General features: G+C 69.2%; 16 protein-coding genes. 6 read left to right on the top strand and 10 right to left on the bottom strand.

Annotated features, from left to right (window positions below):
• Positions 1-166 precede the first annotated feature (166 nt).
• The 6 genes from ACFKCF_RS20880 to ACFKCF_RS20905 all read left to right on the top strand — a co-directional run bounded on the left by ACFKCF_RS20880 (position 167) and on the right by ACFKCF_RS20905 (position 6,274).
• Positions 167-2,923: a nitrate- and nitrite sensing domain-containing protein gene (locus tag ACFKCF_RS20880; protein ID WP_394495837.1), complete on the top strand. Its 2,757-nt coding sequence runs from the start codon at positions 167-169 to the stop codon at positions 2,921-2,923.
• Positions 2,920-3,342 (top strand): roadblock/LC7 domain-containing protein, encoded by a 423-nt coding sequence (locus tag ACFKCF_RS20885; RefSeq protein ID WP_387564126.1) that lies wholly within the window; start codon positions 2,920-2,922, stop codon positions 3,340-3,342. The genes ACFKCF_RS20880 and ACFKCF_RS20885 overlap by 4 nt, the downstream gene beginning before the upstream one ends.
• Positions 3,343-3,392: 50 nt before the next feature.
• Positions 3,393-3,761 carry a DUF742 domain-containing protein gene (locus ACFKCF_RS20890; protein WP_185078676.1) on the top strand — a complete coding sequence of 123 codons (369 nt, stop codon included), beginning with the start codon at positions 3,393-3,395 and terminating at the stop codon, positions 3,759-3,761.
• The gene (locus tag ACFKCF_RS20895) at positions 3,742-4,329 is read left to right on the top strand and encodes an ATP/GTP-binding protein (protein WP_364839647.1); all 588 of its coding nucleotides are present in this window, start codon (positions 3,742-3,744) and stop codon (positions 4,327-4,329) included. Before ACFKCF_RS20890 ends, ACFKCF_RS20895 begins: the two co-directional genes overlap by 20 nt.
• Before the next feature lie 121 nt (positions 4,330-4,450).
• Entirely contained in the window at positions 4,451-5,824 is a 1,374-nt protein-coding gene (locus ACFKCF_RS20900; protein WP_394495839.1) for an aldehyde dehydrogenase family protein, read from the top strand.
• Positions 5,825-5,830: 6 nt separating this feature from the next.
• The gene (locus tag ACFKCF_RS20905) at positions 5,831-6,274 is read left to right on the top strand and encodes a hypothetical protein (protein ID WP_394495841.1); all 444 of its coding nucleotides are present in this window, start codon (positions 5,831-5,833) and stop codon (positions 6,272-6,274) included.
• A gap of 1 nt (position 6,275) precedes the next feature.
• On the opposite strand, the gene ACFKCF_RS20910 is transcribed toward ACFKCF_RS20905, so the two are convergent.
• From ACFKCF_RS20910 to ACFKCF_RS20955, 10 genes are all read right to left on the bottom strand, one after another.
• Positions 6,276-7,058, bottom strand: a complete 783-nt coding sequence (locus tag ACFKCF_RS20910) for an ABC transporter permease (RefSeq protein ID WP_394495843.1) — start codon at positions 7,056-7,058, stop codon at positions 6,276-6,278.
• A complete protein-coding gene (locus ACFKCF_RS20915) occupies positions 7,055-7,834 on the bottom strand; it encodes an ABC transporter permease (protein WP_394495845.1) in 780 nt (259 codons plus the stop codon). The genes ACFKCF_RS20910 and ACFKCF_RS20915 overlap by 4 nt, the downstream gene beginning before the upstream one ends.
• Positions 7,831-8,784 carry an ABC transporter substrate-binding protein gene (locus ACFKCF_RS20920; RefSeq protein WP_394495847.1) on the bottom strand — a complete coding sequence of 318 codons (954 nt, stop codon included), beginning with the start codon at positions 8,782-8,784 and terminating at the stop codon, positions 7,831-7,833. Before ACFKCF_RS20920 ends, ACFKCF_RS20915 begins: the two co-directional genes overlap by 4 nt.
• Positions 8,785-8,842: 58 nt before the next feature.
• Positions 8,843-9,622, bottom strand: coding sequence for an ABC transporter permease (locus ACFKCF_RS20925; protein WP_394495849.1), 780 nt, complete (start codon positions 9,620-9,622; stop codon positions 8,843-8,845).
• Positions 9,619-10,392 (bottom strand): ABC transporter permease, encoded by a 774-nt coding sequence (locus ACFKCF_RS20930; RefSeq protein ID WP_394495851.1) that lies wholly within the window; start codon positions 10,390-10,392, stop codon positions 9,619-9,621. Before ACFKCF_RS20930 ends, ACFKCF_RS20925 begins: the two co-directional genes overlap by 4 nt.
• Positions 10,389-11,372: an ABC transporter substrate-binding protein gene (locus ACFKCF_RS20935; protein WP_394495853.1), complete on the bottom strand. Its 984-nt coding sequence runs from the start codon at positions 11,370-11,372 to the stop codon at positions 10,389-10,391. The genes ACFKCF_RS20930 and ACFKCF_RS20935 overlap by 4 nt, the downstream gene beginning before the upstream one ends.
• A 92-nt stretch (positions 11,373-11,464) precedes the next feature.
• Complete coding sequence (locus ACFKCF_RS20940) at positions 11,465-12,913, bottom strand: dihydroorotase family protein (protein WP_394495855.1); 1,449 nt, start codon at positions 12,911-12,913, stop codon at positions 11,465-11,467.
• A 14-nt stretch (positions 12,914-12,927) separates the two neighbouring features.
• On the bottom strand, positions 12,928-13,704 hold the full coding sequence (locus tag ACFKCF_RS20945; protein WP_394495857.1) for an ABC transporter permease: 777 nt from the start codon (positions 13,702-13,704) through the stop codon (positions 12,928-12,930).
• Positions 13,701-14,510: an ABC transporter permease gene (locus ACFKCF_RS20950; protein WP_394495859.1), complete on the bottom strand. Its 810-nt coding sequence runs from the start codon at positions 14,508-14,510 to the stop codon at positions 13,701-13,703. The genes ACFKCF_RS20945 and ACFKCF_RS20950 overlap by 4 nt, the downstream gene beginning before the upstream one ends.
• Complete coding sequence (locus ACFKCF_RS20955; protein ID WP_394495861.1) at positions 14,507-15,388, bottom strand: ABC transporter substrate-binding protein; 882 nt, start codon at positions 15,386-15,388, stop codon at positions 14,507-14,509. Before ACFKCF_RS20955 ends, ACFKCF_RS20950 begins: the two co-directional genes overlap by 4 nt.
• Positions 15,389-15,741: the final 353 nt, after the last annotated feature.

Consider the following 15,741-nt stretch of genomic DNA (forward strand, 5'->3'; position numbering starts at 1 on the left):
CATTTACCTGCATGGTCACCGAGAATTCCCCTCCAGGGGCGAGAGGTTGCGAAGGCAAGTGAGAACGCAGAGCGCTGAAGCTTCCGCCGACCGCGAGCCGCACGGGCATCAGAAGCGACGGCTGCCCAACCCTCCTTCACGCAGGTTCGGGCTGGGCAACTGGCACGTGCGATCGCGCCTTATCGCGCTGATCGTCGTCCCCACGGCCGTGGCCGTGGGTCTGGGCGGACTGAACGTGTTCACCTCGCTCAGGGACGCCAACACCTATCAGACCCTCAGAGAGGTGGCCGAGCTCAGCCAGCAGCTCGGCGCCGTCACCCATGAGCTGTCCTTCGAACGCGACCAGACCGCCCTCTACATCGCCCAGGGCCGCCCGGGCAACCGCGAGACCCAGCTCCGTACGACCTACAGCGGTGTCAACAACCTCATCGACGAGGCCAAGCGGCGGGCGCAGGCGCTCTCGGACACCCATGCCGAGGCCGTACGGCCCGTGCTCCGGCGCCTGGACGAGATCCCGACGCTTCGTGAGACGGCCGTCAAGGGGAAGATCCAGCCCCTCCCGATGATCCAGAAGTATTCACAGATCATCGCGGCCCTGCTCCAGTTCCACGACCAGGTCGGCCAGGTGGCGGTGGACGACGAGGTCTCGCACAGCGCCAGCGCGATGGCCGCCATCGCCCGGGGCAAGGAGCAGGCCTCCAAGCAGCGCGGCGTCCTGGCCAGCGCGCTGGACAAGCAGGGCTTCGACAGCGGCGAGCTCGACGCGCTCACCGACGCCAAGTCGCGTGAGGAGAGCGAGGAGACGCTGTTCGCGACCCTGGCCACCCTCGACCAGCTCGAGCTCTACCGCAACACGGTCGTGGGCAGGGACGTCGACCAGACCGACCTGTTCAGGCTGCGGGCCATGGCGCAGTCCGCCGAGGGCAAGGAGCTGAGCATCGGCATACGGCCGGACAAGGACGTCGCGACCTGGTTCGACGTCAGCACCGGCAAGATCGACGCTCTGCGCAGCGTGGAGAAGGACCTGTCCTCCTCCGTCATCCTGCGCGCCCGCGCCCTGGAGGAAGCCGCCAACCGCTCGGCGCTGATCTCCGGCGGCCTCATCCTGCTCCTGCTCGTCGTGGTCACCGCGATCATCTCGCTCATCGCCCGTTCGCTCATCAGGCCGCTGCGCAAGCTGCGCGGTGAGGCCCTCGACATCGCCGGCCACCGCCTGCCGGAGACCGTGCAGCAGCTGCGCGAGAGCGGCGACGGCGCGGCCGGCCCCGTCCTCCCCATCGGCGTGGACACCCACGACGAGATCGGCGAGGTCGCGCGCGCGTTCGACGAGGTGCACCGCGAGGCGGTCCGGCTGGCGGGCGAGGAGGCCCGCCTGCGTAGCAACGTCAACGCGATGTTCGTGAACCTGTCGCGGCGCAGCCAGACGCTGGTCGAGCGGCAGATCACCCTGATCGACGGTCTGGAGCAGGGCGAGCAGGACGAGCTGCGGCTCGGCAACCTGTTCAAGCTGGACCACCTGGCCACCCGCATGCGGCGCAACAGCGAGAATTTGCTGGTGCTGGCCGGCCAGGACCCGCCGCGCCGCTGGAGCCAGCCGGTCAAGCTGGTGGACGTGGCCCGCGCCTCCCTCTCTGAGGTGGAGAACTACGAGCGGGTCGTGCTCCAGGTGCCCGACGGCGTCTCGGTGGCCGGTCAGGCCGTCAACGACGTCATCCACCTGCTGGCCGAGCTCGTCGAGAACGCCCTGTCGTTCTCGCCGCGCGAGACCAGGGTGACCGTCTCCGGCAGCCGGATCGACGGCGGCGGCGTGATGCTGTCGATCATCGACGCCGGGATCGGCATGACCCAGGAGGAGCTGGCCCAGGCCAACGACCGCCTCACGGACGCGCCGAGCGTGGACGTGTCGGTGTCGCGCCGCATGGGCCTGTTCGTGGTCGCGAGGCTGGCGCACCGGCACGGCATCCGGGTGCAGCTGCGCCCGCACAGCTCGGGCGGGCTGACCGCGATGGTGCTCATCCCGGAGAACATGCTCGGCTCCCAGGCCCCCAACTTCTCCGGCATGCCGTCCTTCTCGGGCAACCAGCCTCCCGCCCTCGCGGGGGCGGGGAGCGGCGGTCCCGGCGAGCAGCCGTACTCGGGGCCGCACCCCGCTCCTCCGGCCACGGACTGGCCACAGCCCGCCCCGCCGGCCACGGACTGGCCGCAGCCCACGTACCAGATGGGGCCCGGCCAGATGGGACCGGGCCACCCGTCCTTCCCGTCGCACCCGGAGATGGGCGGCAACTGGCCGCCGACGCAGCAGTGGCAGCCGGACGCCAACGCGTGGCCGTCGGAGCCGCGCATCGGCAGCGGCTACGACAGCTCCGACGTGTGGACCCCGCCCCGCAGCCCGTCCTGGAACGGCGACCGCGCACTGCCCAGGCGGCCCGTGCCCGAGCCCCCGCCGGGTGGCTGGGGCCGCGACACCATGCCGCCGCAGCGGCCCGGGTTCGACTTCCCCGAGACCGAGTCCGCCAACCCGGGATCCATCCCGGCCGCCCCACCCGCCTCGGCGGGAGACGACTACTTACCCATCTTCGCCGCGGTGGAGTCGGCCTGGTTCGGCCGCAACAACGGGGCGAGCTGGGGTTCGAGCAAGGCCGACGAAGGATGGAGCGCCGCGGAGGCAGTGGTGGAACCGGTACGTGACGGCCAGACGGCGGCGGGCCTGCCCAAGCGGGTGCCCAAGGCCAACCTGGTGCCCGGCTCGGCCGACACCTCGGCTCCCAAGGGCGTGACACCGATGCCGTCGGTGTCGCCGGACCGGATCCGCAACCGGCTCTCGAGCTTCCAGCAGGGCTTCCGGGCGGCGCGTGACGACATCACCGAGGGCAGGGCGTTCCCCTCTGGCCCCAGGAACAATGACAGGGAGGAGGGAGCATGAGTGATTTGAGCCATGCGGCACGTGGTGTCGACTGGCTGATCACTGACTTCGTCAGTACGGTCCCGGGCGTCGCGCACGCCGTGGTCGTCTCGTCCGACGGGCTGCCGCTGGCGGCCTCGTCGGGCTTTCCGGCCGACCGGGCCGATCAGCTGGCGGCGATCGCGTCGGGTCTGGTGAGCCTGACGCAGGGTGCGGCCAGGGTGTTCGAGGGTGGTGCGGTCAATCAGACGATCGTGGAGATGCAGCGCGGGCTGATGTTGATCATGTCGATCAGCGACGGCTCGTGCCTGGCGGTGCTGGCTGCTCCGGACTGTGACATGGGTCTGGTGGCGTACCAGATGACGCTGATGGTTGATCGCGCCGGCCAGGTGCTGACCCCGGCTGTGCGCGCAGAGTTGCGCGCCAGCCAGACCAGGTGATGTAGGTGTCAGACCCGAGATGGAACAGCGGCGGTTGGGCGCCCCCGCCTGTGCCCCAGTCCCAGTCGCAGCTGAATCCCGACCCCGCATCGCCCGTCCGTCCTTACGCCGTGACAGGTGGACGGACGGCGCCGCGGGTCAAGCTGGCGATGGAGGCCCTGGTGTCCTCGGCGACCGCCGAGCACCGGGAGTTCTCGCATATCACGCCGGAGTACCAGGCGATCAGTCAACTGTGCCGGCAGGTGCGGTCCGTGGCAGAGGTGTCCGCCCTGCTGCGGATCCCCCTCGGCGTGGTGCGCGTGCTGATCGCTGATATGGCTGCCGAAGGTCTTGTCCGTGTGCATCAGCCACAGCTGGACGAGGGCAGGCCGGACGTCAATCTGCTCGAAAGGGTGCTCAGTGGACTTCGCAGGCTCTAGCCCCGGTCTCACCTCGACGAAGATCGTGGTGGCTGGAGGTTTCGGGGTGGGCAAGACGACTTTCGTCGGCGCGGTGTCGGAGATCATGCCGTTGACCACCGAGGCCGTCATGACCGACGCCTCCGTGGGGATCGACGATCTGGGCATGACGCCGCTGAAGTCGACCACGACCGTCGCCATGGACTTCGGCCGGGTCTCCCTGGACCGTGATCTGATCCTCTACCTGTTCGGGACGCCCGGGCAGCACCGGTTCTGGTTCATGTGGGACGACCTGGTACGCGGCGCCATCGGCGCGGTCGTGCTCGTGGACACGCGCCGGCTCTCCGACAGTTTTCCGGCGATCGACTACTTCGAGGAGGCCCAGCTGCCGTTCGTGGTGGGCGTCAACGGCTGGGACGGTGAATATCCGCACAGCGACGCAGAGGTACGCGACGCCCTGACGCTGGCGCCGCACATCCCGTTGGTGCGCCTGGACGCCCGCTCCAAGGACTCGGTCAAGGCCGCGCTGATCAACCTGGTCGAACACGCGCTCTCGGTCCGCATGGCCGTACCGGGCTGGGGTGGTTAGCTCCACTTTCGCGCCGCTTTCGCCCGCGTGGGCGCGTTGACAGCCGCGGCACTCTCCTGATCACAATGGCTCCCGCCGAGCATCGCAGGAGCATCATGTCCCGTGACCGCACCACATGAACGTGAGGAACCCGATCACCGGGCAGGCCGACAGGCCGCTCGCCCCTGTCCCGCCCGACCGGCTCGCCGCCCTGGCGGCCGGTCTGCGCGAAAGGCAGCGCAGCCGGTCGGCCGCCGACCGCGGCGAGATCCTCTCCAGGTTCGCCGCCGCGCTGGCCGCTGACGAGGAGCTGCTCGCCGCGCTGGTGGCCGACACCGGCCGGGTGGGGGAGTCGGTCCTGGAGCGGCAGATCGTCGCCGGTCTCATCGACCGGTGGGTACGCCAGGCCCCCGCCCTCCTCGCGCCCCCGGCCGAGACCCCCGCCTCCCTGCCGGGCGTCTTCGTCGGCGGCGACGTGGTGCCGTACGAGCTGGTCGGGGTGATCAGCCCGTGGAACTTCCCGCTGCTGCTGGGCCTCATCGACGCCGTGCCCGCGCTGGCCGCCGGCTGCGCAGTGCTGGTCAAGCCGAGCGAGGTGACGCCCAGGTTCATCGAGCCGCTGATGCGGCTGGTCCCGGACGAGCTGCCGCTGGAGGTCGTCGAGGGCGACGGCGAGACCGGCGCGGCCCTGGTGGACCTGGTGGACGCCGTGGTCTTCACCGGCAGCGTGGAGACGGGACAGGTGGTCGCCGAGGCGGCGGCCCGCGCCTTCGTGCCCGCGTTCCTGGAGCTGGGCGGCAAGGATCCGGCGATCGTGCTGGCCGGGGCCGACCTGGAGCGGGCCGCGTCGGCCGTCCTGTGGGGCGGCACCGCCAACGCGGGGCAGTCGTGCCAGTCGATCGAGCGCGTCTACGTGGCCCGCGAGGTCCACGACGAGTTTCTCGCGCTGCTGGTGGACCGGGCCGGCAAGGTGGGCCTGACCTGCGAGGGCGGCCCGATCGGGCCGATCATCGGCCCGGGCCAGGAGGACGTGATCGCCGCGCACCTGGCCGACGCCGTCGCCAAGGGCGCGACCGTGCACACGGGAGGCCGGATCGAGCGGCACGGCGGCGGCCACTGGTGCCGCCCGACCGTGCTGTCCGGCGTCGACCACGGCATGCTGGTGATGACGGAGGAGACGTTCGGCCCGGTGCTGCCGGTCATGGCCGTGGACGGGCCCGACGAGGCGGTCGCGATGGCCAACGACTCGGTCTACGGGCTGTCGGCCGCCGTCTTCGCCGCCACGGAGGAGCAGGCCATGGCCGTGGCGGCCCGGCTGCGCGCCGGCGCGATCAGCGTCAACGACGCCTCGCTGACCGCGCTCGTGCACGAGGGCGAGAAGCACTCCTTCCGCCTGTCGGGGCTCGGCGGTTCGCGGATGGGCGCCGCCTCCATCCGCCGGTTCGTACGCCGCAGGGCCTTCCTGATCAACCGTTCCGACGCCGCCGACCCCTGGTGGCACTCGACGAAGGAGTAGCTCCGGATGGGACTTCGCGCGGACATGCCGCTGCTGGCCCGCCACGAGGGCGAGTGGGAGGGCGAGTACCTCCACCTCGACCGGGAGGGAAACCCGATCGACCGGCACCGTGTCCAGATGACCTGCGCGATCCTGGACGACGCCGTCTACCACCAGACCAACCGCTATGTCTGGGACGACGGGCGCGCCGAGGTGCACGAGTTCCCGGGCACCTACCTCGGCGGCGGGCGCTGCGGGTTCGACACCGAGCGGATCAGGGGCGAGTTCTGGGAGCTGGACGGCAGCACCATCTACCTCAGCTGGCAGTACAAGGCCGAGGGTGAGGACCTGCGGCTCTACGAGATGATCGTGCTGAGCGAGGACGGCAAGTCCCGCAGCCGCGTCTGGCAGTGGATCAAGGACGGCGTGTGCGTGAAGCGCACCCTGATCAACGAGCGCCGCGTGAGCTGACTCAGCCTCTCGCCCCTCGATGCCACGACAGCACCACGCGCTCGAACCCCAGGAACGCGGCGTTGAGCAGGATGCCCAGCAGCCCGAGCAGCACGATCCCCGCCCACATGGCCGGGATGTCGAACTGGCTCTGCGCTTCCAGCATCCGGTGCCCGATGCCCTCGGTGCTGCCGACCAGCTCCGAGATGATCATCATGATCAGGGCCAGCGACACGCTCAGCCGCAGCCCGGCGAAGATCTTGGGTGAGGCGCCGGGCAGGATGATCCGGGTGAGCCGCTGCCAGGGGCCGAGCCGGTAGACGACCCCGGTCTCGATGTACTGCCGGTCCACGTGGCGGGCGCCGTCCATGGAGTTGATCAGTACGGGCCAGACGACGCCGTACACGATCGCGGCCAGCTGCATCGGGGTGCCGATCTTGAACAGCGCGATGAAGACCGGCACCAGCGTGGTGGGCGGCACCGAGCGGCCGACGTGCAGCAGCGGCTCCACCAGGGCCGACAACCAGCGCGAACGGCCGAGCGCGACCCCGATCGCCATCCCGGCCGCGCAGGCCACCGCCCAGCCCGCGAACAGCCTGGCCAGGCTGGGCAGCAGGTCGGCGACGGCCTCGTCGGTCAGGAACGCCCGCGTCCACGGGCCCGAGAACCACAGCTCGTGCAGCCTGGCCACGATCCGCGACGGCGGCGGGAAGTACGCGGCCTGCGCGGACCGCGTGGCCAGCTCCCAGCAGAGCACGGCCACGGGGAGCAACCAGTACCACATGAGCCTGCGCAGAGAATTCACGAGGCGTCCCCCGTCCGTTCCCGGTGCCAGCGGAACACGCGCCGTTCGGCGGCGGTGAACAGCAGGTTGGCGGCCAGCCCGATCAGCCCCGCCCACAGCGGCGCCGCCAGCATGCGGTCGAGCCGGTTCGCGCTGCCCGCCAGCGACAGGAACGCGCCGATCCCGCCTCCGCCCGGCGCCAGCAGCTCCGCGCTGACGGCCACGATCAGGGTGACCGACACCGCGATCCGCACGCCGGTGGCGATGAAGGGCGCCGCGCTCGGCAGGCCCACCCGCAGCGCCACGGCGACCGGCCCGAAGCCGAAGCTCCGCAGCGTGTCCTTGGCCAGCGGATCGACGTCGGTCAGGCCGTACAGGGTGTTGATCAGCACCGGCCACGTGCAGGTGTAGACGACCAGCGCCGTTTTGGCGTCCTGGCTCTCGGTCCACAGGAACATCGCGATCGGGATCAGCGACACCGACGGGATCGGCCGCAGGAACTCCACCAGCGGCCGCACCGAGCGCTCCACGAACGGGACCGTGCCGAGCAGCAGCCCCGCGGGCACGGCGACCGCGACCGCGATGACCAGCCCGCTCGCGCACGCGGCCAGCGTGGCCAGCACGTCGGCCCTGAACTGCGGCTCCAGCGGCAGTTCTGCCGCCGTGACGAGCACGGATGACACGTACGGCCATCCGGCCGGGGTCAGCCCGAGCCGCCCGGCCACCTCGGCGAGGGCGATGAACACGGCGATCCCGAGCCCCCCGAGCACCGCCCGGCCGATCCGGTGTTCGGTCATCCGCTCACAGGCGCGAACAGCTGAGCCACGTCCACCTTGGCCTTGAGGTAGCCGTAGCCGTGCAGCAGGTCGGCCAGCTTCTGGACACTGGCCTTGTCGGCCTCCATCGAGAACTTGCCGAGCGTCATCGCCGCCGCCGCGTCCGCCGGGATCTGCGTGTACGTCGGCACCACCTCGTCGATCGCCTTCCTGTCGGAGCCCGCGATCTGCTGGGCCTTGGCCAGGGCGCGGTGGAAGGCGGCGGCCGTCTTCGGGTTCTTGGCCAGCCAGTCCTCCGTGACGCCCCACCCGTCGATCGGCACGCCGGCCGTCACGCCGTCGGTGGTGTCGATGAGCTGCGTGGCGCCGCTCTTCTTCGCCGCGGTCAGGAACGGCTCGACCAGCCAGGCCGCGTCCACCTTCCCCGAGCCCAGCGCGGCGATCTGGTCGGCGAACGGCACCTGGACGTACTTGACGTCCTCGGGCTTGAGCCCGGCCTCCTGCAGGTGGGCGTTGGTCAGCGTCTGGCCGAGCGCTTTGAGCACGTTGACCGCGATGGTCTTGCCCTTGAGTTCGGCGGGCGTCTTGACGGGGGAGCCCTTGGCCACGACGACACCGGCGATGTTGGGGGCGGCCTCCTGGCTGTGCTGGAAGAGCTTGAGCTTGGCGGCGCCCGAGTCGTTGATGGCCATCAGCGACACGTAGCTCGTGAGGAACGCGTCCATGCTGCCGTTGAGGATCTTCGGCATGACCGCCTGCGGCGCCTGGATGATCTCCGTCTTGACGGTCAGGCCCTCCTCCTTGAAGAAGCCGCGCTTCTCCGCGATGAACAGCGGCGCCGACGACGGGACCGGCACCACGCCGACCAGCAGCTGGGTCTTCTCCAGCCCACCTGCGGCCGAGGTGCTGCTTGTGCCCGTCTGGCTCCCTCCTCCTCCGCCGCACGCGCTGAGCGTCAGCGCGATCGCCATACCCGCGACTACGAACCTGGCCAGCTTCATCGCCAATGCCTTTCTCGGTCCTGAGAGTTCACGAATTACCGGTGGCCTGCCTGTGCCAGACGAGCGCCCGGCGCTCGGCCAGCACGAACAGGGAGTTAACGACATAGCCGAGGACGCCCAGCAGGGCGATCGCCGCCCACACCCCGGCGCCGTCGAAGCTGCGCATGGCTGTCAGCAACTGGTAGCCGATGCCGTCCGTGCCACCGACGAGCTCGGAGATCACCATGAGGATCAACGCCAGCGACAGGCTCAGCCGCAGCCCGGCGAAGATCTTGGGAGCGGCGGCGGGCAGGACGACCAGGCCCAGGCGCTGCGGCCGCGACAGGTTGAAGACCGTGGCCGTGTCGGTGTAGGTGCGATCGACGGACCTGACACCGTCGATCGTGTTGAGCAGCACCGGCCAGATCACTCCGAACACGATAGTGGCCAGCTGAGTGGTCAGGCCCGCCCGGAACAACACGAGGAACAGCGGCAGCAGCAGCGGAGGCGGGATGGCCCGGCCGAACTCGATCAGCGGGTCCACGTAGTCGGTCGCCGAGCGCGAACGCCCGAGCAGCATGCCCGCCACGATCCCGATCAGCGCGGCCAGCAGCCAGCCGCCGAACATGCGGCCGAGGCTGGGCAGGATGTTCGCGATCGCGTCGTTCGTCAGGAAGCCACGAGCGGGCGGGCCGGAGAACCACAGCTCGCGCATGCGCGCCATGATCGTCGTGGGCGGCGGGAAATCGGTGTCCCCGATCGCGCGCCCGGCGATCTCCCAGACGGCCAGCACCACGGGGATCACCCAGAGCCGGGCGAGCGCCTTCACGAAAGCGCCCCGGTCCGCGCGTGGTGCCAGTGGAACAGGCGGCGCTCGCCGGCGAGCAGCACCATGTTCGCGAGCACGCCGAAGAGACCGGCCCAGAACGTCGCCGCCATCATGAGGTCGGTCCGGTTGCCGTTGCCGGCCACCGTCACGTAGACGCCGATCCCGTTCACGCCGCCGGCCACCAGCTCGGCGCTGACGGCCAGGACCAGCGCGATCCCGGCGGCGATCCGGACGCCGGTCGTCACGAACGGGGCCGCGCTGGGCAGGCTCACCCTGACGAGCACGGCCGCCGGGCCGAACCCGAAGCTGCGCAGGGACTCCTTGGCCAGCGGGTCCACGTCGCGCATGCCGTACAGAGTGTTGATCAGGATCGGCCAGACGGACGCGTACACGATGACGGAGACCTTCATCAGCTCGTCTGCCGGGACCAGCAGGATCGCGAGCGGGATGATGGCCACCGAGGGGATCGGCCGCATGAACTCGAGCACGGGCCTGATCGCCCGCTCCACCGGCGCCAGCGCGCCGAGCAGCACGCCCGCGGGCACGGCCACCGCGACGGCGGTGAGCAGGCCGAGCGCCCAGTTCGTGAGGGTGGCGCCCACTCCAGCCAGGAACGTGACGTCGGCCGGGAGGCGCACGGCTTCGTACAGGACGGTCGAAGGTGGCGGGAAGAGGAGGTTCTCGCCCAGGCCGAAGCGGATGACCAGCTCTCCGGCCAGGAGGAACCCCGCGGCGCCGATGGCGCCTCGGAGCAGGCGGGCACCCGTCATCCGCCCGGGCTCGCAGCGATGAGCGACTTCACGTCGATCGGGCCGTTGATGTACTTGTACTCGAGCATGAGGTCGGCCACCTTCTGCAGCCGGGCCGCCTCCAGGGCGCTCGGGTAGGTGCCCAGGGTGATCGCCGCGGCGGTCTTGGCGTCGATCTTCGTGTACGTCGGCAGCGTCGCCTCGATCTCCTTGCGGTCGCCGGAGGCGAGTTGCTGCGCCTTGGAGATCGCCCGCTGGAAGGCGGCCAGCGTCTTCGGGTTCTGCCGCACCCATTCGTCGGTGGCCATCCAGCCCGCGATGGGCAGGTCGGCGGTCTGGCCCGTCATGGTGTCGGCGATCGTGCGGAAGCCGAGCGCGTTCTTGTTGGCCGTGATGAACGGCTCGGTGATCCAGCCCGCGTCACCCTGCCCCGCGGTGATCGCGTTGCCCATCTCGGGGAACGGCTTCTCGGCGAACTTGACGTCCGCCTCGCTGAGCCCGGCCGCCTTGAGCTGGGTCGTGACCGCCAGCGTGGCGATGTTCCTGAGGTTGTTGACCAGGACCGTCTTGCCCTTCAGGTCCGCGACCTTCTGGATCGGCGAGTCCTTGGGAACCATGATCTCGAAGGTGTTGGGGGCCGCCCGGTACATGTCGGCAACCAGCTTGATCTTCTTGCCCTGGCTGGCGGCCAGGATCGAGGACACGTAGTTGGTCTGCGTGATGTCCAGGGCGCCGCTCTCGATCTGCGGCAGCGCGGCGGCGCCGCCGGTGATCGTGACCGGCTCCACCGTCAGGCCCTCTTCCTTGAAGAAGCCCTTGACCTGGGCGATGTAGAGCGCGACCGGGTCGGGAATGGGCAGCGCCCCGACCTTGATGGTGGCCTTCTCCAAGCCGTTGGGTCCTATCGCGGCCGGGGACGCGCCGCCCCCGCTGCAGCCGGTGAGCGCGAGGGCGGCGACGGCGGCGAGCGTGAGTACGTGACAGCGCAGTTTGCGTGTCATGGGGGGTCTCCTACGTGTAGTTGGGAGAGCGAGACACGTTACTTTGCGTGAGCGTACCCGAGGAATGATCGACTTTGCAGGCGCATGCGCTTTCAGGCGGGCCGGGACACGTAGCGGCCCACCGGCCTGCCCACGATCTTGCCGGCGTCGAGCACGTGGTTGCCGCGCACGAACGTGTCGGTGACCTTGGCGGTCAGCTCGAACCCCTCGAATGGCGTGTACTCCTGCGTCGACTCCGAGTCCTGCGCGCGTACCGTCCAGGTCTGCCCGGGGTCGACCAGGCAGATGTCGGCGTCGAAGCCGGGGGCCAGGGTGCCCTTGGTGCGCAGGCCGTACCGCTTGGCGGGGTTCCACGAGGTCAGCGCGGCGATCCTGCCGTACGGCAGCCCCCTGCGGCGGCCTTCGGTGATCAGCCCGGGCAGCAGGTACTCGGCGCCGCCGAACCCGGCCTTGGCCACGAAGACGTCGTCGCTCGGTTCGCCGAACTTGAGCTCCTCGCGGCAGCAGGCGTGGTCGCTGACCACCCAGTCCACGGTGCCGTCGAGCACGTGCCCCCACAGCGCCTCGACGTCCTCGCGCGGCCTGATCGGCGGGTTGACCTTGGCCCCGATACCGCTGGCCGTGTCGATGTCGGCGAGCAGGTGACCGATCGTGACCTCGCGGCGGAAGTCGATGTGGGGGAACGTCGCCGCCATGCGGACGGCGGCGTCCAGGGCCTTGGCGGAGGAAAGGTGCAGCAGGTTGATGTTGGCCAGGCCCGTCTCGTGGGCGAGGTAGGAGGCGATGAAGACGGCCAGCCCCTCGGAGTGCGGCGGGCGCGAGGCGCTGTAGGCGGCCAGGCCGCTCAGGTCTCCGGCCTCCTCCACGAGCTTCGTGTACGCGGTCATGATCTCGGCCGTCTCGCAGTGCAGCGACAACGAGATCTCGCCCGCCAGCTCGGGCAGCCGCTCGCGGGCCGCCTGCACACCGCGCATCACGAACTCGAAGTGCGCGTAGTCGTAGCGCTCGCCCTCGGGCAGCATGAGGAAGGCCCGCTGGTCGTCGGAGCGCCCGTGCAGCCCGTGCCCGCCGTAGAACATGAAGATCTTGAACGACGGCACCCCGAACCGCTCGACCAGGTCGGGCAGCTCGCCGATGTGCCCCTTCGACATGGGCGCCAGGTGGAAGCCGTAATCGACGTAGGCCCGGCCCTCGGCCTGCTTGAGCACCTCCGGGAAGAACTCGGCGTAGGGACCGCCCCTGTTGAGGTAGTACTGGCCGGTCCGCATGTAGGTGAGCGCCGTCGTCACGCCGCCCTGGGCGCTGGCCCGGCTCTCCGACTCGGTGTCCTCGGGCAGCGGGTTGTAGATGCCCCAGTGCTGGTGGGCGTCGACGACTCCGGGGAAGGCCAGCTTGCCGCCGCCGTCGATCACCTCGCCGGCGGCGGACTGGCCGGGCTCCACCCGTACGATGCGGCCGTCCGCGATGGCGATGTCCGCCTCCACGGGGTCGTCGTGTTCGTGGGTGACAACCTTCACGTTCTTCAACAACAGGTCGGTCACAGCAGTGGTCTTTCCTAAGCGAGGCGGTGGGCGTGGCGGTGCCAGGTCAGCACGCGCCGCTCCACCGTGAGGAACAGTGAGTTGAGTGCGAAGCCCAGCACGCCGAGCAGCACCACGTTGGCCCAGATGGCGGGCATGTCGGCGGCGCTGACGGCCATGTTGAGGAGATAGCCGAATCCCTCGGTGCTGGCCTTGAGCTCGGAGATGACCATGAGGATCAGCGCCAGGGAGACGCTCAGGCGCAGGCCCGCGAAGATCTTCGGTGCCGCGGCGGGCAGGATGATCCGGAAGAACCGCAGGTGGGCGGGCACGCCGAAGACGGCCGCGGTCTCGACCTTCAGCATGTCGAGGTTGCGCGCGCCGTCGATGGAGTTGAGCAGGATCGGCCAGACGATGCCGAACACGATGGTCGCGATCTGCACCTGCGGGCCGATCTGGAAGAGCACGAGGAAGATCGGCAGCATCACGGGAGGCGGCACGGCCCGGCCGAACTCGATCAGCGGTTCGACGATGTCGGCCAGCCAGGGGGTCCTGCCGATGGCCACGCCGAGGCCCACGCCCACGACCACGGCGATGGCCCAGGAGCCGACCACCCTGATCAGGCTGGGCAGGAAGTGGTGGACCGCCTCTTCGGTGAAGACGTAGGGCCCGGAGAACCACATCTCGTACATCCGAGACAGGATCAGGCTCGGTGCGGGGAGAAACGGAGTGGCGAGCGCCCCCGCGAGCAGCTCCCAGCCGAAGAACATGACCGGGATCAGCCACAGGCGCTTGACCAGGGTGAGAATCATGTGTTCCGCCACTTGAACAGCCGTCGCTCGGCGCGCGCGAGCAGGATGTTGACGACGAGCCCGATCATGCCGGCCCAGATCAGGACCGCGACGACGTCGATTAGCGCGTCCATGCCGATGCCGGTGCTCGCCTCGATGAGGAAGCCTCCGACGCCCACCGAGCCGCCCACGATGTACTCGACGCTGATGGCCAGGATGAGCGTGATGGAGGCGGCCAGCCGGACGCCCGTCGCGATGAAGGGCGCCGCGCTCGGCAGGGCGACCCGCCAGATCACCGCGCCGGGGCCGAACCCGAACGAGCGCAGCGTCTCCTTGCCCAGCGGGTCCACGTCACGCACGCCGTACAGGGTGTTGATCAGGATCGGCCAGGAGGCGGCGAACACGATGAGCGCCACCTTGGCGTTGATCTCCGGCTGGAAGAAGAACAGCGCCAGCGGGATCAGCGCCACCGAGGGGATGGGCCGCAGGAACTCCACGAACACCCGGGTCATCTCCTCGACCACCGGGACCGTTCCCAGCAGCAGCCCGATCGGGACGGCGATCAGGACGGCCAGCGGCAGCCCGATGGCCGCCGCCGTGAGCGTGCCCCCGATGTCCCCGAGGAACTCCGGGTCCACGGCCAGGGAGAACGTCCTGGCCAGGGTGTCCGCGGCCGGAGGCATCCACTTGAACAGGCCCGTCATGCCGAGAAGTTGCCAGGCAAGCAGAAAACCCGCCACGCCGATGGCGTGGCGGGTGTATTTGGCCAGCTTGGCGCGGGCGAGCGGGGTCTGCCCGCGCCGCGCCGGGTTGATCGTGGTCATCATCCCTGAGGTGCTGCGTAGATCATCGAGTTGACGTCCAACTTCTGCTTGAGCAGGCCGGAGTCGAACATCAGGTCGGCCACCCGCTGGATGCGCTGGGCGTTCAGCGAGGTCGGGTAGGCGCCGAGGTTGATCGTGGCGGCGGTCTCAGCCGGGATCTTGGTGAAGGTCGGCAGGACCTTGGTGACCGCGCTGCGGTCGGTGGCGGCGATCTGCTGCGCCTTGGCCATGGCCCGCTGGAAGGCGGCCAGGGTCTTGGGGTTGTTCTGCGTCCACTTCTCCGTGGCCGCCCAGCCGGTGATGGGCAGACCGTCGGTCGGGCCGGACATGGTGTCCAGCAGCATGGTGGCGCCGATCTCCTTCTTCGCCTGGCTGACGTACGGGTCCGTCATCCACACGGCGTCGACGCTGCCCTTGTCCAGCGAGGAGATCCATTCCGTCGTCGGGATCACGACGTAGTTGATGTCCTTGCCGGGGGTGGGGTCGAGACCGGCGATCTTGAAGTGCGGGCTCATCGTGAGCGTGCCCAGACCACCGACGATGTTGACGCCGATCTTCTTGCCCTTCAGGTCGGCGACCTGCTTGATCGGGGAGTCCTTCTTGACCATGATGCCGAAGGCCCCGGGCGCGCCCTGGTAGGAGTCCGCGATGTACTTGAACTTCTCAGTGCCGGCCTGCTGGATGGTCAGGATCGTGGCGTAGCTGCCCAGCACGACGTCCATCTGGCCGTTGGCGAGCTTGGGGAGCACCGCCTGGGGAGCCTGGATGGGCTCCTGCTTGACGTTGAGGCCCTCTTCCTTGAAGAAGCCGCGCTCCATGGCGATGAACAGTGGCGCGGAGTCCGCACCCGGATACTGTCCGACCAGCAGGTCGGTTTTCATGCCGCCGGCCGCGGAACTCGAGCTTTCTGGTTTGTCGCCAGAACTTGAACACCCGGTGATGACGAGGGTACTCACAAGCCCAATCAGGGCACTACGCCCTAATGCACCGAACCGCATTACGCGTCTCCTTATGAACCCATGGGGGTGGGGGTGTTGGTAACTGAGGGTGTCAGCGACGGGTGAACCCTAGCGCAGCCCGTAGTTCCCGATGCACCGGGAACTCCTAAAATTAACAAGATATATCACCATATGTGGCGATATATCCCTTTTGTCCGATTATTCTCCCTGTCTCGGCTTGACTTCATGGGCCTGTGGCAGGTGTTGTGATTTGCGTAAAATGTGCAGCTGTGTGT

Origin of the sequence: Nonomuraea sp. JJY05 (assembly GCF_043496855.1) — a bacterium.
Lineage (GTDB): Bacteria > Actinomycetota > Actinomycetes > Streptosporangiales > Streptosporangiaceae > Nonomuraea.